The organism is Streptomyces sp. NPDC088124 (assembly GCF_040685895.1).
GTDB lineage: Bacteria > Actinomycetota > Actinomycetes > Streptomycetales > Streptomycetaceae > Streptomyces.
Genome location: NZ_JBFBJB010000002.1, coordinates 194,541 through 210,526 on the forward strand (window position 1 = coordinate 194,541; position 15,986 = coordinate 210,526).

At 71.3% G+C, this 15,986-nt stretch carries 17 protein-coding genes and 3 pseudogenes; 9 read left to right on the forward strand and 11 right to left on the reverse strand.

What is annotated here, in order from left to right; translation table 11 throughout:
- Positions 1–92: 92 nt before the first annotated feature.
- Positions 93–1,808, reverse strand: a complete 1,716-nt coding sequence (locus AB0P17_RS02200; protein ID WP_365806761.1) for a regulator — start codon at positions 1,806–1,808, stop codon at positions 93–95.
- Positions 1,809–2,094: 286 nt separating this feature from the next.
- Here AB0P17_RS02200 and lipB point away from each other — a divergent pair, with 286 nt between their 5' ends.
- The 4 genes from lipB (at position 2,095) to AB0P17_RS02220 (ending at position 5,455) form a co-directional block, all read left to right on the forward strand.
- Entirely contained in the window at positions 2,095–3,006 is a 912-nt protein-coding gene (gene lipB, locus AB0P17_RS02205) for a lipoyl(octanoyl) transferase LipB (RefSeq protein ID WP_365806763.1), read from the forward strand.
- 206 nt (positions 3,007–3,212) lie between these two features.
- The gene (gene lipA / locus AB0P17_RS02210) at positions 3,213–4,178 is read left to right on the forward strand and encodes a lipoyl synthase (protein ID WP_365806765.1); all 966 of its coding nucleotides are present in this window, start codon (positions 3,213–3,215) and stop codon (positions 4,176–4,178) included.
- A 298-nt stretch (positions 4,179–4,476) separates the two neighbouring features.
- A complete protein-coding gene (locus AB0P17_RS02215; RefSeq protein WP_365806766.1) occupies positions 4,477–4,746 on the forward strand; it encodes a hypothetical protein in 270 nt (89 codons plus the stop codon).
- Between the two features lie 10 nt (positions 4,747–4,756).
- Positions 4,757–5,455, forward strand: coding sequence for a DUF4191 domain-containing protein (locus AB0P17_RS02220; protein WP_365806767.1), 699 nt, complete (start codon positions 4,757–4,759; stop codon positions 5,453–5,455).
- A 157-nt stretch (positions 5,456–5,612) separates the two neighbouring features.
- Here AB0P17_RS02220 and AB0P17_RS02225 read toward each other — a convergent pair whose 3' ends face one another.
- Positions 5,613–6,080, reverse strand: coding sequence for an RDD family protein (locus AB0P17_RS02225; RefSeq protein WP_365806769.1), 468 nt, complete (start codon positions 6,078–6,080; stop codon positions 5,613–5,615).
- Between the two features lie 242 nt (positions 6,081–6,322).
- On the opposite strand from AB0P17_RS02225, the gene glnA reads away from it, so the two are divergent.
- Positions 6,323–7,732 (forward strand): type I glutamate--ammonia ligase, encoded by a 1,410-nt coding sequence (glnA, locus tag AB0P17_RS02230; protein WP_365806771.1) that lies wholly within the window; start codon positions 6,323–6,325, stop codon positions 7,730–7,732.
- 302 nt (positions 7,733–8,034) lie between these two features.
- Here glnA and AB0P17_RS02235 read toward each other — a convergent pair whose 3' ends face one another.
- Together AB0P17_RS02235 and AB0P17_RS02240 are read right to left on the reverse strand one after the other, a co-directional pair.
- On the reverse strand, positions 8,035–9,048 hold the full coding sequence (locus tag AB0P17_RS02235) for an alcohol dehydrogenase catalytic domain-containing protein (protein WP_365806773.1): 1,014 nt from the start codon (positions 9,046–9,048) through the stop codon (positions 8,035–8,037).
- Positions 9,041–9,479 (reverse strand): annotated as a pseudogene (locus tag AB0P17_RS02240) (tautomerase family protein). Before AB0P17_RS02240 ends, AB0P17_RS02235 begins: the two are co-directional and overlap by 8 nt.
- Positions 9,480–9,558: 79 nt before the next feature.
- On the opposite strand from AB0P17_RS02240, the gene AB0P17_RS02245 reads away from it, so the two are divergent.
- On the forward strand, positions 9,559–10,143 hold the full coding sequence (locus AB0P17_RS02245; protein ID WP_365806775.1) for a TetR/AcrR family transcriptional regulator: 585 nt from the start codon (positions 9,559–9,561) through the stop codon (positions 10,141–10,143).
- Positions 10,144–10,346: 203 nt separating this feature from the next.
- Here the strand turns inward: AB0P17_RS02245 and AB0P17_RS02250 are convergent, their stop codons facing one another.
- The 3 genes and pseudogenes from AB0P17_RS02250 to AB0P17_RS02260 form a co-directional block, all read right to left on the reverse strand.
- On the reverse strand, positions 10,347–10,505 hold the full coding sequence (locus AB0P17_RS02250) for a hypothetical protein (RefSeq protein WP_365806776.1): 159 nt from the start codon (positions 10,503–10,505) through the stop codon (positions 10,347–10,349).
- A 72-nt stretch (positions 10,506–10,577) separates the two neighbouring features.
- Positions 10,578–11,204: an NAD(P)-binding oxidoreductase gene (locus tag AB0P17_RS02255; protein ID WP_365806778.1), complete on the reverse strand. Its 627-nt coding sequence runs from the start codon at positions 11,202–11,204 to the stop codon at positions 10,578–10,580.
- 174 nt (positions 11,205–11,378) lie between these two features.
- Positions 11,379–11,975 (reverse strand): annotated as a pseudogene (locus AB0P17_RS02260) (aldo/keto reductase); the annotation flags it as partial.
- Between the two features lie 6 nt (positions 11,976–11,981).
- Between AB0P17_RS02260 and AB0P17_RS02265 the strand changes: the two are divergent.
- A complete protein-coding gene (locus tag AB0P17_RS02265) occupies positions 11,982–12,635 on the forward strand; it encodes a DNA-binding response regulator (RefSeq protein WP_365806780.1) in 654 nt (217 codons plus the stop codon).
- 219 nt (positions 12,636–12,854) lie between these two features.
- On the opposite strand, the pseudogene AB0P17_RS02270 reads toward AB0P17_RS02265, so the two are convergent.
- Positions 12,855–13,419, reverse strand: a pseudogene (locus tag AB0P17_RS02270) (LysR family transcriptional regulator); the annotation flags it as partial.
- A gap of 231 nt (positions 13,420–13,650) precedes the next feature.
- On the opposite strand from AB0P17_RS02270, the gene AB0P17_RS02275 reads away from it, so the two are divergent.
- Positions 13,651–13,953, forward strand: a complete 303-nt coding sequence (locus AB0P17_RS02275) for a muconolactone Delta-isomerase family protein (RefSeq protein WP_365806782.1) — start codon at positions 13,651–13,653, stop codon at positions 13,951–13,953.
- 37 nt (positions 13,954–13,990) lie between these two features.
- Positions 13,991–14,596: a GPP34 family phosphoprotein gene (locus AB0P17_RS02280; protein WP_365806784.1), complete on the forward strand. Its 606-nt coding sequence runs from the start codon at positions 13,991–13,993 to the stop codon at positions 14,594–14,596.
- A 73-nt stretch (positions 14,597–14,669) separates the two neighbouring features.
- Here the strand turns inward: AB0P17_RS02280 and crcB (AB0P17_RS02285) are convergent, their stop codons facing one another.
- From crcB (AB0P17_RS02285) to crcB (AB0P17_RS02295), 3 genes are read right to left on the reverse strand one after another with little or no spacing between them, the layout of a single operon-like run.
- Positions 14,670–15,044 (reverse strand): fluoride efflux transporter CrcB, encoded by a 375-nt coding sequence (gene crcB, locus AB0P17_RS02285; RefSeq protein WP_365806786.1) that lies wholly within the window; start codon positions 15,042–15,044, stop codon positions 14,670–14,672.
- Entirely contained in the window at positions 15,041–15,388 is a 348-nt protein-coding gene (locus AB0P17_RS02290; protein WP_365806788.1) for a DUF190 domain-containing protein, read from the reverse strand. The genes crcB (AB0P17_RS02285) and AB0P17_RS02290 overlap by 4 nt, the downstream gene beginning before the upstream one ends.
- A complete protein-coding gene (gene crcB / locus AB0P17_RS02295) occupies positions 15,385–15,906 on the reverse strand; it encodes a fluoride efflux transporter CrcB (RefSeq protein WP_365806789.1) in 522 nt (173 codons plus the stop codon). Before crcB (AB0P17_RS02295) ends, AB0P17_RS02290 begins: the two co-directional genes overlap by 4 nt.
- Positions 15,907–15,986 lie beyond the last annotated feature (80 nt).

Genomic DNA, 15,986 nt, shown 5'->3' on the forward strand with positions numbered 1-15,986 from the left:
CGGCGTCCCGGACACACAGCTCCGGTCCCGTCCGGGCGTCGACCTCCCCCGGACGGGACCGGCTCACCACGCGGCTCACCGCATGGCGCTCCTCAGCCGATCGCGGCCACCCGGTCGCGGTAGTTCCGTACGGCCGCGGCGTCCCGGTAGGGCTCCAGCCGCCGCTCGAAGTCGCGTACGTACTCCACCGCACGCGCCGACCGCATCTCCGTGGCCTGCCGGGCGGCCTCCGCGCCGAGCACGCACGCCTGGTCCAGCTCGCCGAGGCCGAGACGCCCGCAGGCGAGCACGACCCGGCAGAAGAGGCGGCTGCGGGCGTACTCGGGGGCGCGCAGCTGGAGCGAGCGCTCGGCGTGCTGGACGGAGACGCGGTGCTGCTGGAGATCGCGGTGGCAGTGGGCCAGCTCGTCCGCGAACTGCGCCTCGTCGAAGAAGCGCGCCCAGCGCGGCGTCTCGTCGCCGGGGCGCACCGCCTCCAGAGCGCGTTCGGCCCGTACGAGCGAGGCGGAGCACGCCCGTGCCTCGCCGAGCACGCCGTGCCCGCGCGCCTCGGCGGAGTGCAGCAGCGCCTGGACGACCGGGGGCGCGGACGCGCCGATGCCCTGCTGGGCGACGCGGGCGAGCTGGACCGCCTCGCGGCCGTGGCCGAGGTAGACGGCCTGCCGGCTCATCGTGACCAGGACGTACGAGCCGTACGCCCGGTCCCCGGCCGCCTGGGAGAGCCGCAGCGCCTGGACGAAGTAGCGCTGGGCGAGGCCGTGCGCGGCGATGTCGTACGAGGTCCAGCCGGCCAGCCGGGTCAGATCGGCCGCGGCGGCGAAGAGCCTGCGGCCGGTGGTCTCGCCGTACAGGCCCCGCAGCATCGGTTCGGCCTCGTGCTCCAGATAGCGCACGAGGGCCTGGCGGGCGTGGCCGCCGCCGTAGGCGTGGTCGAGGGTGCGGAAGAGGTCGCCGACGGAGCGCAGGGCCTCGATGTCGCCGGTGGTGACGCGCTGGCCGACGGCGCGTTCGGTGCGCTGGCGCGGGACGCCGGACAGGGCGGAGAGGGCCGACGGGACGGCCGGGATGTGCTGGCCGTGCTGGGCGTGCTGGGCGAGGGCGCCCTGCGGCCCCTGCGCGGCGTGCCCCGGGGCGTGGGGTCTCCCCTGGGCCTGCCCCTGGGCGGGCACCCGGGCGGCTCCCGGCCCCCGGCCGGGGCGCGGCGGGACGGGACCGGGGATACGGCCGGAAGCGGCTCCGGTGGGCGCTGTACCGGGCGCGGCCCGGCCGCCGGGGCCGGCCGGAGCGGCGGGACCGGCGGACGGGGCGGGACCGGCGGACGGGGCGGGACCGGCCGGCGCGGCGGTGGGACCCGGGTGGGCCACCCGTTCGTCGGCGCGTCCGATCAGCCAGTCGCGGCTGGGGACGACCAGGCCGGCGGGGGTGAACGCGATCTTGCGCAGTTCGTTGTGGCTGCCGGAGTCCTTGCGCCACAGTCCGCCGACGATGTCGACGGCTTCCTCGGGGGTCGAGGCGAATTCGAGGCCCGCGTAGACCGGGGCACAGGCGTCCAGCCCCAGATCCTGCGCGGAGAGCCGGCGTCCGAGCCGGCGGGTGAAGACCTCGGCCATCAGTGCGGGGGTGGTGCCGCGTGGCTGCTGCCCGCGCAGCCACCGGGTCACCGACGTCTTGTCGTACCGCAGATCGAGGCCGTGCTCAAGGCCGAGCTGATCCACCCGGCGGGCGAGACCCGCGTGGGAGAATCCGGCTTCGGCGATGAGGGCGGCGAGCTGGCGGTTGGGGGTGCGCTGCGGAGGTCGTTCCGACATGTGCTGTACGGTCTCCTGCCTTCCGGGCCAAGGGAGCAGCCCTTATGGAACGGCGCGAATGTAGTAGCCGTGACCGGTCTCACTGCCACGTTCGCCCCACATTCATCCGATCGTGTGAGGATCGATTGCGTCGCTGACGTGGGACAAGTCCATGAATCCGCGTCGGCGGCGGGCCCCTGGGTGCCGGGCACCTGCCCGGCCCTCCGTCCGGAGGCCGCCGTACAGTGGCAAGGGCGCAATGCGTGCAGGACGAAAGTTTCTCGGCCGGTGGTAAGGAGGCTCTGCCGTGGGTGAGCTGCGGTACGTCCATCTCGGTTTCGGCGCGGAGGCGGTCGAGTACCAGGAGGCGTGGCAGGAGCAGCGCAGGGTCCACGCGGCCCGGTTCGCGGACGAGGTCCCCGACACCTGTCTGCTGCTGGAGCATCCGCCGGTCTACACGGCCGGGCGGCGCACGGCGGACAGTGAGCGCCCGCTCGACGGCACCCCTGTCGTCGACGTGGACCGCGGCGGGAAGATCACCTGGCACGGTCCGGGGCAGCTCGTGGGGTACCCGATCCTGAAGCTGCCGCGTCCGGTGGACGTCGTCGCGCACGTCCGCCGCCTGGAGGACGCGCTGATCCGCACGGCCGCCGAGTTCGGCCTGGAGACCAGCCGGGTCGAGGGGCGCAGCGGTGTGTGGGTGCTGGGCGATCCGGTGCCGGAGCGCGCCTCACTGGGCGGGCTCTCGCTGGACCTCGCGCCCGGAACGGCGCCGGGGGCGGACCCGCGGCTGACGGACGAGGAGTTCGACCCCCGGCTCAACGGGCCCGAGTACGCCCCGTCCAACGCGGGCCAGCGCCGGGAGGACCGCAAGCTCGCGGCGATCGGGATCCGGGTCGCCAAGGGCGTGACGATGCACGGCTTCTCGTTCAACGTGAACCCGGACAACACCTGGTTCGACCGGATCGTGCCGTGCGGGATCCGGGACGCGGGCGTGACATCGCTCTCGTACGAACTGGGCCGGGAGATCACGGTCGCGGAGGTCGTCCCCGTCGTGGAGAGGCACCTGCGGGACATCCTGGAGGGAGCCGAGCCGACGCCGCGCGCGATCGGGCGCGAGCCGGTGACCGAGCTCGTACGGGAGCCCGTACGCGAGGGCGCGGGAGATCCCGTACGGGAGACCGGGCCGGCGGCCGCGGCGCTGAAAGCCAGCGCGTAGGGCGCGCGCGGCGGGCGCGGTGACAGGCCCCGCCCGTACGGCCTCGCCCGTACGGGGGAACGCACCGCGGAACGCACCCGGAGACCCACCGGGGAATGCGCCTCTCCGCCCAGGGGTTGGCCAGACGTAAGACCACGCAAATAACGGGCGTAACCTGGTGTTCGCCGAAGAATCGAATGCCGCGCCAGCAGAGAGAGGTGCCGGACGTGTCCGCTGTCGCACCCGACGGACGCAAGATGCTGCGCCTGGAGGTCCGGAACAGCCAGACCCCCATCGAGCGCAAGCCCGAGTGGATCAAGACCCGGGCGAAAATGGGCCCCGAGTACCAGCAGTTGCAGAAGCTCGTGAAGAGCGAGGGCCTGCACACGGTCTGCCAGGAGGCCGGCTGTCCCAACATCTTCGAATGCTGGGAGGACCGCGAGGCCACCTTCCTCATCGGCGGCGAACAGTGCACGCGACGGTGCGACTTCTGCCTGATCGACACGGGTAAGCCCGAGCCGCTGGACCGCGACGAGCCGCGCCGCGTCGGCGAGTCCGTCGTCACCATGGACCTCAATTACGCCACCATCACCGGCGTCGCCCGCGACGACCTGGAGGACGGCGGGGCCTGGCTCTACGCGGAGACCGTCCGCCGGATCCACGCGCTGACCGCGGAGCGCGAGAGCGGTCACACCAAGGTCGAGCTGCTCATCCCGGACTTCAACGCGGTGCCGGAGCAGCTCGCCGAGGTCTTCTCGTCGCGGCCCGAGGTGCTCGCGCACAACGTCGAGACGGTGCCGCGGATCTTCAAGCGGATCCGCCCCGGCTTCCGTTACGAGCGCTCCCTCGACGTGATCACCCGCGCCCGCGAGGCGGGGCTGATCACCAAGTCCAACCTGATCCTGGGCATGGGCGAGACCCGCGAGGAGATCAGCGAGGCCCTGCGCCAGCTCCACGACGCCGGATGCGAGCTGATCACCATCACCCAGTACCTGCGGCCGTCCGCACGCCACCACCCCGTCGAGCGCTGGGTGAAGCCCGCCGAGTTCGTGGAACTGAAGGACGAGGCGGACGCCATCGGCTACTCCGGTGTCATGTCCGGACCGCTGGTGCGTTCGTCGTACCGCGCGGGCCGGCTCTACCAGCAGGCGATCGAACGGCGCGACGCGACGGCCGTCGCCCAGGCGGTATGAGCCGCGGATTGTGTGAATCGGCGCACAAGTGACTACCAGCCGGTAGCGCCCCGCGCATCGCGGTCCGTACGCTCCTCGCAGGTCAAGGGGGCGTACGGGCCGCACATTCGTTCGGGGTCCGACTTCCGCCCCCGCGCCAGGGTTTCATCCACGTTTGACCGTTCGGTCACGCCCTGGTAACACCAGTGAGTGACACTGAACGCACACTCCGCGAACAGACGTCCCACGCTCCGCTCATCCGTTCGCTTGTGCGTGCGCTCGCACGTCTGCCTTCACCGCTCCTGAGGGGACCGCCATCATGCAGGTCGCGCCGGTACGACCCACCACCGTCACGGAGGCGACGGCGGCGGACACACCCACCCGCCGCTCCGCGGCCCTGCCCGCCACCCTGCCCTCCGTCTCCACCGCGCTGCGCGCCGTGGAGTCCCTGTTCCTGAGCGCCGGCCAGCGCACGGCCCGCCGCAACGCCTGGACGGCCGTCCTGGAGGACCGCCGCAGGGCCAAGGACCGGGTCGAGGCGGAGCATGTACTGGAGGCCGCGTCTGCCGCTACTTCCCACGCCACGTAAACTTCTGGGCATGGCGAGGAAGGACAACGCAGACACTGCTGCGAACCAGGGGCGACTGAAGCAGATCGCCCTCACCTACAAGATGACCCGGCGGGCCGACTCGAAGGTCGGGCTTGTCGTCGGTGGTGTGGGAATCGTCACCTTCGGTGTCTTCCTCGCGATCGGCTTCCTGATCGATCACCCCATCTATCTGGGGATCCTGGGCTTCATCCTGGCGTTCCTCGCGATGGCGATCGTCTTCGGGCGACGCGCGGAGCGGGCCGCCTTCGGTCAGATGGAAGGCCAGCCGGGCGCGGCGGCCGCGGTCCTGGAGAACGTCGGCCGTGGCTGGACCACGACCCCGGCGGTCGCCATGAACCGCAGCCAGGACGTCGTCCACCGCGCGGTGGGCAAGGCGGGCATCGTCCTGGTGGGCGAGGGCAACCCGAACCGGGTGAAGGGCCTGCTGGCCGCCGAGAAGAAGAAGATGGCGCGCATCGTGGTCGACGTACCGGTGCACGACATCATCGTCGGTGACGGCGAGGGCCAGGTGCCGCTGAAGAAGGTCCGTACGACCATGCTGAAGCTGCCCCGGGTGCTGGCCGGCCCGCAGGTGACGGCGGCCAACGACCGGCTGCGGGCGATGGGCGACCTGATGAGCAACATGCCGCTGCCGAAGGGGCCGATGCCGAAGGGCATGCGGATGCCGCGCGGCGGAAAGATGCGCTAGGCGCTCACGGCCAGCGCACACGGCCGAGCGGCGACAGCGGAAGCGCGGAAGAAACCACAGAAACAGAAGAGGGCGGCCCGGAGAACTCTCCGACCGCCCTCTCTTCATGTCTTCCTGCCCCGGCGCTTCACGTACCCGCGCAAGCCCCGGCTCGCCCTCAGGCGCGTACCTGCACGGCCCGCGCGAGGCGGTCGTGCAGCCCGCGCCCGTCGCGGTCCCAGACCAGCGCGGGGATGGCCAGGCAGAGCAGCACCGTACGGACGAGAACGCGCCAGAAGCCCAGGCGCCCGCCGTCCTCGGCGATGACACGAAGGCCGAAAACGCGCTTGCCCGGCGTGAAGCCGACCGTGCCGACGGTGAGCACGCCGAGCACGAGGAGCACCCCGAGGGCCCAGTTGCCCGATGCCTGCCAGTCACCGTCGGCGAGGAGTCCGTATGCGATCAGCATGCAGAGCCCCCAGTCGACGAAGAGGGCGCCGAAGCGCCGACCGAGCGGGGCGACGGAGCCGGGGCCGTGCTCCGGCAGACCGAGCCGTTCGCCCCGGTAGCCGAAGTCGACGCCCATGTTCTCGGCCGCGGCGCGGGGCCCCGAGAGCCACGATCCGATTACTTGCCTGTTGTCCACCCGTCCACGGTACTGCGGCGGTGCCGGCGCCCCCGGGACGGGGTTGGCACCAGGGGCGCCGGGGTACGCGTGCGGAGCCGTCGTACCCCCGGCACACACCCTGGCTGGTTAACTTCGACGAAACAAATGGGTCATGCTGGAGAAATCCCGGAAACCTAAGGTCGGGTCCAGCGTGTGCCACCGCACTGGCCGCACGACCGATAACCCCCGCCCCTCCCCGGGACGGGAGGAGGAGGAGCTGGATGTTCCAGAACGCCGACGAGGCCAAGAAGTTCATCGCGGACGAGGACGTCAAGTTCGTCGACGTCCGCTTCTGCGACCTGCCTGGCGTGATGCAGCACTTCACGATCCCGGCGAAGGCGTTCGACCCGACCGAGGAGCTGGCGTTCGACGGCTCCTCGATCCGTGGTTTCCAGGCCATCCACGAGTCCGACATGGCGCTGCGCGCGGACCTGTCGACGGCTCGGGTGGACCCGTTCCGCCGCGACAAGACGCTGAACATCAACTTCTTCATCCACGACCCGATCACGGGCGAGCAGTACAGCCGCGACCCGCGCAACATCGCCAAGAAGGCCGAGGCGTACCTCGCCTCCACCGGCATCGCGGACACCGCGTACTTCGGCCCCGAGGCCGAGTTCTACGTCTTCGACAGCGTGCGCTTCAACACCACGGCGAACGAGGGCTTCTACCACATCGACTCCGAGGCGGGCGCCTGGAACACCGGTGCGGTCGAGGACAACCGGGGTTACAAGGTCCGCTACAAGGGCGGCTACTTCCCGGCCCCGCCGGTCGACCACTTCGCCGACCTGCGCGCCGAGATCTCCCTGGAGCTGGAGGCGTCCGGCCTCCAGGTCGAGCGCCAGCACCACGAGGTGGGCACCGCCGGCCAGGCCGAGATCAACTACAAGTTCAACACGCTGCTGGCCGCCGCCGACGACCTGATGCTCTTCAAGTACATCGTGAAGAACGTCGCCTGGCGCAACGGCAAGACCGCGACCTTCATGCCCAAGCCGATCTTCGGTGACAACGGCTCCGGCATGCACGTCCACCAGTCCCTGTGGCAGGGCGGCACGCCGCTCTTCTACGACGAGCAGGGCTACGCGGGCCTCTCGGACACCGCCCGCTACTACATCGGCGGCATCCTGAAGCACGCCCCGTCGCTGCTGGCCTTCACCAACCCGACGGTGAACTCGTACCACCGCCTGGTCCCCGGCTTCGAGGCCCCGGTCAACCTGGTCTACTCGCAGCGCAACCGCTCCGCCGCGATGCGCATCCCGATCACAGGCTCGAACCCGAAGGCCAAGCGCGTCGAGTTCCGCGCCCCGGACCCGTCCTCCAACCCGTACCTGGCCTTCTCCGCGCTCCTCCTCGCGGGCCTGGACGGCGTCAAGAACAAGATCGAGCCGGCCGAGCCGATCGACAAGGACCTCTACGAGCTCGCCCCCGAGGAGCACGCGGGCGTCCCCCAGGTCCCGACCTCCCTCCCGGCGGTCCTGGACGCGCTGGAGGCGGACAACGAGTACCTCCAGGCGGGCGGCGTCTTCACGGCGGACCTGATCGAGACGTGGATCGACTACAAGCGCACAAAGGAAATCGCGCCGATCCAGCTCCGTCCGCACCCGCACGAGTTCGAGCTGTACTTCGACATCTAAAGGGCAGGTCGGGCGACCCGGGCTGAAGCTCTGGAACTGGCCGTGACCTGGGAGGACCATCCTCAGCAGTTCCCATTACCACCGGTTGCCCCCCGCCCCCCTGCGCACCGAGTGTGCACAGCCCGGCCGATTCACTGACGTGATGCCAGGAACGCCGGCGAGGGCCGCTACCCCATAGTCGGGGTGGCGGCCCTCGTCGGCTTGTCCAACCTCTGTGCGCGGCTGCGGCCTTCTTCGCCTCCGGGTAACAGGTCGAGGTCGGGGACCTGCGGGGATCTTCCTCGTGGGTCCCCGACCTGGCCTTACGGGGTGGTGTCGCGGACGAAGACGGGCTTGAGGTGCTTTTCCGGCAGCGCGTCGGGGAGTTGTTCCCAGTCGAGGACGTGGGAGACAACGCGTTCGGGTGCGACGGTGCCGGAGGCGGCGAGGGCAAGGGCGTCGGGGATGTGGGCGCGGACGTTGTCGCGGGCGATGCGCAGGGTGACGCCGGTGAGGTACATGTCGAGCAGGGGCAGTTCGCCGGGGCGGAAGTGGTTGCCGGCCGATTCGCAGATGCCCTCAGGGGCGAGGGATTTGACGGCGAGGGTGAGCTGGTCGACGCGGCCGGTGGCCTCGATGGCGATGTCGAAGCCGTGCCGGATGGGTTCGATCGCTTCGGCGGTGCGGGCCCCGAAGCTTTCGGCGAGCTCGCGGTGCTCGGGGTCTGGGTCGACGTAGAGGATGTCGGAGGCGCCGAGGGCTCGGGCGATGTCGCATACGTACAGGCCGATGCTGCCCCGGGCCATGACCAGTACCCGGGCACCGGGGCGGGCCCTCAGGTGGGGCGCGACCAGGCGCCAGGACAGGGACCAGTTGTCGCTCGCCGAGGCCATGGCCACGGGGTCGAGGCCGGCGGGCAGGGGCACCAGCATGGCGTCCGTGTACGGGACTCTGACCAAGTCGGAGAAGAGGCCACCCCAGCTGCCGCCGATCGGTGCGCCGTACATGGCCATGTGCGGGACCGATGCGCAGTGGGCGGTCAGTCCCGTGCGGCAGTTGTCGCAGGTGCCGCAGCTGATGGACCAGGGCACGACGACGAGGTCGCCGGGAGTCACGGTGGTGACGGCGTCGCCGATGTCGACCACGCGGGCGACGCACTCGTGCCCGAGGGCGAACGGCGGGTCGATAAAGCCGTGTCCGGCCAGGATCGCGGAGTCCACGTCGCAGGAGGTCGCGGCGACCGGTGCGACGATCGCCTCCTGGCCGGATTCGGCCTTGGGATCGGGGGCTTCTCGCCACTCGACCGTGCGGGGGGCGACGTACGTCAGCTCACGCATCGCCCTGCTCCTTGCTCTGCTGCGCCAGCGCGACGAGGTCGGCGTAGCGGATGACGGATCCGCCCGCGCCCCAGGTTCCGTCCGGCTGCTCGTGCACCAGCACCCACACCCGCAGCGCGTCGTCCGCGGTGAGACCGGCGGGCGGCCAGAACCGTCTTCGTCGCATCCTCGACGAGCCCGACCTTGCGCCGCTCGGACAGCGCCCCCGCCGGCACCGTCACCTCTACGAGGAAGCGGGGGGCGTCGTCCTCGGCGGTCCGCTGGGTGCCTGCGGGCAGTTCGACGAGATAGCTCCACGCCTGGGCGCGGAAGAAGGCGCTGTCGGGTGCTCCCTCCCAGCGCAGCAGCACGGCCGCGAGGTCGCGCTGGACGGTCGCGCGGCCCTCGTCGGTCAGGGCAGCTGCGGGCACGGTCAACCGAATCATGGGCATGGCAGCTCCTATGACGATCGTCATACGGGTGGATCACGGTAGACTATGACGGACGTTATATCCAGAAGGGAGCGCGCCAGTGGCCGAGCGCAGCGCACCGTCACGCGAGCGGATCGTGGCCGGTGCCGCCGACATGATCAGCCGGCGCGGGCTGAGCGCCACGAGCATCAGGGAGATGGCCAAGCACGCCAAGGCGCCGCTCGGCTCGACATACCACTACTTCCCCGAGGGCAAGCAGCAGCTGGCCGCCGAGGCTGTTCGCCACACTGGCGAATGGGTGGCCCGGAGGCTGCGCAAGGAACTGGAAGCCGGTCCGGCCGCGGGGCTGAGCGCCTTTCTGGACCTATGGCGCCGGGTCGTCGTGGAGAGCGACTTCCACGCGGGCTGCCCGGTCTTGGCTGTGGCCATCGAGGAGCCCCCGGCCGATGAGGTCCCGCCCACCCTGGCGGCCGCGGCCGAGGTCTTCGAGCAGTGGGAGACCCTGCTCGCCGCCTCCCTTCGAGAACACGGCGCCGAAGCCGGGCAGGCCGCGCAGCTCGCCACCCTCGTCGTCGCCGCCGTCGAGGGCACGGTGGCCATGTGCCGCGCCAAGCGCAGCACCCAGCCCCTCGACCATGCCGCCGAACAGCTCCAGGCCCTCATCGCCGTCACCGTAGGCAACTGACCGGACCTGAACCATTCATCCGACCTCAGACCGGGCGCGGCGGGTTGGCCGAACGCCGTCGCGGGCGCTGGAACGGTGGCCTTGGGCGTCGCTGTCGCACGGATGGACGGCGTCGGCGCGCACAGGCTGGCGCGACCGCGGCCGGGCGGAACGTGCCGGGCCCGTGCGTCCACCGAGCCCGATGGGGGGTGCACGGGCCCGGGTCACGCTCCGAGTGCCGCGCGGATGGCCTTGACCTTCTCCTTGGTGAACACGCCGCTGCCGAGAAGGGAGAGGACGGACAGTACGCCGCCGTCCGAGCCCCAGCTGCCCTCGTCGATGACGCGGAAGGTGACCCACCAGGTCGGCGACGGCTTCGGCATGTCACAGGCGCCGGCCAACATTGAGAGGGTGCGACCGGACCCGCCGACGTGCGTCAGGGCGCTCCCGAACGCTCAGTCGGAGATGACGGCGGTGCGGTGGATCCAGTCGCCGCTGCGCGCCGCCTGGTGCATGAAGGCGGCGACGTCCGCACGGCTGATCGTCGGGTTGCCCTTCATCGGCAGCCGGTCCTCCGCGCGGTATGTGCCCCTGGCCGGGCCATGGGTGAGCCGGGTCGGGTAGACGAGGGTCCAGTCCAAGCCGCTGGCGCGGACGCTTTCGTCGGCGGTCTCCTTGTTCGCGTAGATCGACCGCAACAGCGTCCGGTAGATCAGCTTCTGCGCGGGGCTCGACCACGCGAGCGTGTGGCCGACACCGAACGACGACAGCCACACCAGGCGGGAGAGGCCCGTCTCCTCGGCTGCGGCGATCACGGCCGCCGAGGAGCGCGTGAAGAGGTCGTCGGCAACCACCGAGTTCCCTCTGCCGAGTGCGGCGACGACGGCGTCCTGCCCGGCCATAGCGGCGCCGACGTCACGGCGGGAGGTCGCGTCCCCCGTCACCATGGTGAGCCTTTCCGCCAGCTCGCCCAGGGCTGCGGGGTTACGGACCAGGGCGGTGACCTGGTCCCCCGCACGCAGGGCCGACTCGACGACATGGCGACCGGTGGGGCCGGTCGCACCGAGAATCAGCAGTTTCATGTCCGGGGCGTCCTTCGTGCACGAGGAGGCTCCTATAGATCGCCAAGCGGCCTGTGGGAGCGGTTGAGTGGTGTGGATCACATGAGGTAGGTGGCAGTTGGTCTCGCGGGCGACGAACCGTTTCAGGCAGCGGATGGCGTCCTTCCCGGGCGATGCCATGGTCGACGCTCGCTGTCAGGCGAGGTCGGCGAGGTCTTCCTCGGTAAGGGTGATGGTGGTGGCGGCCATGTTCTCCTCCAGGTGGGAGAGGGAGCCCGTGCCCGGGATGGCCAGAGTCACCGGTGCCGAGGCCAGCAGCCAGGCGAGGCCGATCTGAGAAACCGTGGCGCGATGCCGGGCCGCCACCTTGGCCAGCCGCTCGTCGTCGAGTTCCCGGCCACCGCCCACCGGGAAGAAGGGCACGAAGGCGATACCGGAGTCCTCGCAAGCGGCCAGGACGTCCGCATCGTCGCGCTGGGCGGCGTGGAACTGGTTCTGCACGGCGACGACCGGTGCGATGGCACGAGCCTCCGCGAGATGGGCGGTGTCGACGTTGCTGAGGCCGAGGTGACGGATCAGGCCCTCCTCGCGGAGAGCGGCCAGCACCTCGAAGCGCTCGGCGAGCGACTCGCCGTACGGGGGTGCCATCGCCCCGATGCGCAGGTAGACGAGATCGAGGCGGTCCATGCCCAGGCCATCAAGGTTGGCTTCGACCAGGCCGCGCAGGTCGGCCGGGGTGCCGTGGTGGAGGCCGTCGGGGCGGATGATGGGCCCCACCTTGGTGGCGATGACCCGCTCATGATGCTTCACGGTGATCTTGAGCTCGGGGCGCGGATCAAGCCCCTGGCGGAGTCGCACTACGCGGAGTGGGTGAATGTCGGCCGCGATCTCGACACCTGGCCCGGCGCGCGTGAGGCCGCCCACCGGGCGATCCTGCGCAACGGGGCGGACCGCTCCCGCAAGCTCTACACTCCGGCAGTGCTCGCAGACGAACGCGACCGGGAGTCCCTGCGCGAGATGGCTCACCACGGCATGCGCATCCGGATCACCACCACCCCGCTGTCCCGGGGCACCACCTTCATCGACCGGCGAACCATGATCCTCACCGGCCCCGAGGGGCCCCTGTCGGCCGCTCGCGGCCCCCGCACGTACACCGTGAGCGCCGCACCGGCCCTGGTCGACGGAGCGTACGCACTGTTCGAAGCCGCCTGGGAGAGCGCCATCGACCTCGCCGCCTTCCTGGATTCGCAACGGCCCCGGATCGACGACCAGACCAGCAGAGTCCTGCGGATCCTGGGCTCCGGCGTCACCGACGAGACAGCCGCACGGGAACTCGGCATGTCGCTGCGCACCTACCGTCGCCGCGTCGCGGAACTACTCGTCTCCCTCAACGCAGGCTCGCGTTTCCAGGCCGGAGTACGCGTCGGCGAGCTGGGCCTGAACCGAGGGTGATTACCTGAGCACAGCAGCAGGCGACAGGCGCCGGTTGCGGCAGGCGTCGGCCAAGGAAGGTCTGGAGAGTGTTCCGACCGGATTTGTTCGGCCGGTTGCCTCCTTCGACGTCAAAGAGCTCCCGGAGGCGCAGTCCAAGGTGAACATGGCTGTGCCAGGACAGTATTGCCCCCTGCCGGTGGGCACGGACTCCCAGCCGAGGTGAACCGTGCGGCTTCCTCAGCACTTGTACGGGTCGCCGTCGGGCAGCCAGGCGCCCGCACCGTGGATGCCGAAGTGCGACGACCGGGCGGCCGCTGCGGCGGACGTGGTCGAAGAAGGCGGGGCCGGTGATGCCGCCGTCGGAGATACGCACCGCGCGGGCTCCGGTGTCGCGGGCCACGGTGTCCTTGGCGGACACTTCGCCGGTGTCATCACCGGTGGCGACGGCGTGGAGCCGGTCGGCGCCGATCAGGCGGGCGTCCAGACCTCGCCGGGCCAGGTCATCGCTCCGCACCCAGCACACCGCGAGGTCGAGGCTGCCGTCGGTGACCCGGGCGGCCCGGGTGTGCGCGGGGGCGATCCACGCATCCACGCGGAGCTGGGCCACCGCGGAGGCACGGGCGGCCAGGTCCGCCGGAAACCAGTTGACGTAGCCGAGCCGGACCGGCTCGGCGCCGGAGAGCCGGACCGCGTCGGAGGTCGGCAGCCGGTTCCCGCAGGCCCGGGTCTGCGGGAGCAGTGCGGCACCGGCCGGAGTGAGGGACACCGAGCCGCGGTCGCGATCGAACAGACGCACGCGGAGAAAGTCCGTCGTGGCGCCGGCCCTGGTGACAGGCACACAATGAGGGGGAAACGCCGCGGCAGGTCACCTGCCGTACCTGTGCCGGTCCGGCGGCCCGATCGGTCCTGCCGACGCCTGCCGTGGTCCGCCACCGCCCGACCACGGCGGTCGCCCCCGGCCGGGGCGGCACCGTCCCGCCCACCCGTAGCGTCCCGGTTCCCGCCGGGACACCCCGCCGAACGGAGCACGGCCATGCGAGAGTTCCTGGTCGAGATCACCACCACCGTCCCCGAGGGCACCAGCCAGGAGGAGGTCGACCGCCGGCGGGCGGGCGAGGCCGTCCGTGCGAAGGAGCTGGCCGCCACCGGGAACCTGGCGCGGCTGTGGCGCCCGGTCGGTGAGCAGCGCAGCATCGGCGTCTGGCGGGCCGCCGACGAGGGCGAACTCCACGAGAAGGTGCTCGGCACGCTCCCGCTGCGCCCCTGGATGACCTGCACCGTCACCCCTCTCGAATCCCACCCCAACGATCCGGGGCAGTCCGGCGCCGCCACGTGACACCCTGTTCGCCCGACCACCGACACGGAGCCCCTTGATGACCACACCGCGGGATCTGCTGACCGTCGCCCTTGATGTGGGCTCCAGCCGGACCATCGAGCGCGGTGACCTGTCGCTCGTGCTTGCCGGGGCCGAGGTGATCGATCTCCTCGACGCCCAGGCTCTCGCTCTGGAGGGCGACCGCATCGTGCCGGGCGCCCGGTGGATGCCGCCGGACTCCCTGCTGGACGAGGCCGCGTCGGCGCTTGTCCGGGAGGCACCGTACGAATCCGTCGAGGACTGGCTGTGGCGCCGGGGGCGCGGCCTGGCCGACGTCTATGTCGCCGCCCTGGAGAGGGAGGGACAGCTCACCCGTCAGCGCCACCGCTGGATTCCCGTCGACACCGGCCGGACGGCCCTGGCCGACTCCCCCGCGCGCCGCCGTGCGGCCGACCGCTGGGCGTCGGGCGAGCCGGTTCTCGCCGCGCTCGCCGCCACGCTCGGGATCGGGGAACCGCCGGCCGGGGACGCACCGGAGATCGCCGACGACTCGGTCGTCACCGTGCTCGCCGCCGTCAACGACGCGGTGATGGAGCTGGAGGCCGTACGGCAGCGGCGGGCCATTGAGGAAGCCGCGTACGACAACATCTGGCGCGTGCCGTAGCGGTCCCTCCCGGGGCTCGTCCGGGGCTCGTCCGGTGGGGCCCAGGGTTCCGGCGTGATCCGGACGAGAGGCCCTACGCCCAGAGCGCCTCCGCGAGTGCGACGCCCAGGTAGACCGCGCCCAGGCCCGTCACCACCGAGGCGAGCACGTTGGCCGCGGCGTAGAGTCGGGCGCCGTCCTCGGCGAGGCGGAGGGTCTCGTAGCTGAAGGTGGAGTAGGTCGTGAGCGCGCCGCAGAAACCCGTACCGAGGAGGAGTTGTACGGAGGAGGAGGCCGCGCCCGCGGTGATCGCTCCCGTCACCAGGCCGAGGACGAGACAGCCCGTCACGTTGACGGTGAAGGTGCCCCAGGGGAAGAGCGAGTCGTGGCGACGCTGGACGGAGCGGTCGGTCAGATAGCGGAGCGGGGCTCCGACGGCGGCGCCCAGGGCCACCAGGAACCAGTTCACCGGGTCGCCTCCCGGCCCCCGTGGCGGACGACCTCGCAGCGGTCCAGCGTCACCAGGCCCTCGCCGGCCACTTCGTCGAGCTGGGGCAGGAAGTCCCGGATCCGTTCCTCGGTGTCGACGATCACGACCGCCACGGGCAGGTCCTCGCTGAGGGAGAGCAGCCGCTGCGTATGGATCATCGAGGAGGCGCCGAAGCCCTCGACGCCGCGGAAGACGCTGGCGCCCGCCAGCCCCGCCTTGTGGGCGCGGTGGACGATCTCCGTGTAGACCGGCCTGTGGTGCCACAGGTCGGTCTCGCCGACGAAGACCGTCAGGCGCAGTGCCGTACCCGTCAGTCCGGTCATGCCTGCCTCCATGCCAGTACGCGGCGGGTCGCCCACACCGCACTCCACACCGCGGCGAACGCGGCGAGCAGGGTCAGTCCCAGATAGGCCACGCCGATGCCCGCCCGGCCGTGCGCGACCAGGCGCTGGATGTCCACGGCGTACGTCGAGAAGGTGGTGAACCCGCCGAGGACGCCCGTGCCGAAGAAGGGCCGTACCAGGGGGTGCGCCGTCCACAGGTCGGTGATCACCACCATGAACACACCGATCACCGCGCATCCGACCGCGTTCACCGTGAGCGTCGTCCACGGGAAGGCGCCGGGGGCGGTGGGCCAGAGGAGCGCGGCCCCGTAACGGGCCGACGCCCCGGTCACGCCGCCCAGCGCCACCACCGCCACCTCGGGCAGCAGGGGAATCACCGGGACCGCCGGCCACCTGCCGCGGGGCTTCGCACGCCCCCGCGCGGGTCCTGGCGGGGTGGCCGTGGCCTCGGTGTCGGGGTCTGTGGCCTCGGTGTCGGGGTCCGTGGGCTCGGTCATCACGCCGAACACTCTCCTACTCGCCGGGCGCCCGTGCCGGGGCGCGCTCCATCGCAAGTAGGGACCGTTGGCGGTGGTCG

Coding starts and splice junctions, on each gene's coding strand:
- AB0P17_RS02200 (WP_365806761.1), bottom strand. CDS start 1,808: ATGTCGGAACGACCTCCGCAGCGCACCCCCAACCGCCAGCTCGCCGCC.
- AB0P17_RS02215 (WP_365806766.1), top strand. CDS start 4,477: ATGCAGGTCGCGCCGGTACGACCCACCACCGTCACGGAGGCGACGGCG.
- AB0P17_RS02220 (WP_365806767.1), top strand. CDS start 4,757: ATGGCGAGGAAGGACAACGCAGACACTGCTGCGAACCAGGGGCGACTG.
- glnA (WP_365806771.1), top strand. CDS start 6,323: ATGTTCCAGAACGCCGACGAGGCCAAGAAGTTCATCGCGGACGAGGAC.
- AB0P17_RS02235 (WP_365806773.1), bottom strand. CDS start 9,048: ATGCGTGAGCTGACGTACGTCGCCCCCCGCACGGTCGAGTGGCGAGAA.
- AB0P17_RS02250 (WP_365806776.1), bottom strand. CDS start 10,505: ATGCCGAAGCCGTCGCCGACCTGGTGGGTCACCTTCCGCGTCATCGAC.
- AB0P17_RS02255 (WP_365806778.1), bottom strand. CDS start 11,204: ATGAAACTGCTGATTCTCGGTGCGACCGGCCCCACCGGTCGCCATGTC.
- AB0P17_RS02265 (WP_365806780.1), top strand. CDS start 11,982: ATGATGCTTCACGGTGATCTTGAGCTCGGGGCGCGGATCAAGCCCCTG.
- AB0P17_RS02275 (WP_365806782.1), top strand. CDS start 13,651: ATGCGAGAGTTCCTGGTCGAGATCACCACCACCGTCCCCGAGGGCACC.
- AB0P17_RS02280 (WP_365806784.1), top strand. CDS start 13,991: ATGACCACACCGCGGGATCTGCTGACCGTCGCCCTTGATGTGGGCTCC.
- AB0P17_RS02290 (WP_365806788.1), bottom strand. CDS start 15,388: ATGACCGGACTGACGGGTACGGCACTGCGCCTGACGGTCTTCGTCGGC.
- crcB (WP_365806789.1), bottom strand. CDS start 15,906: ATGACCGAGCCCACGGACCCCGACACCGAGGCCACAGACCCCGACACC.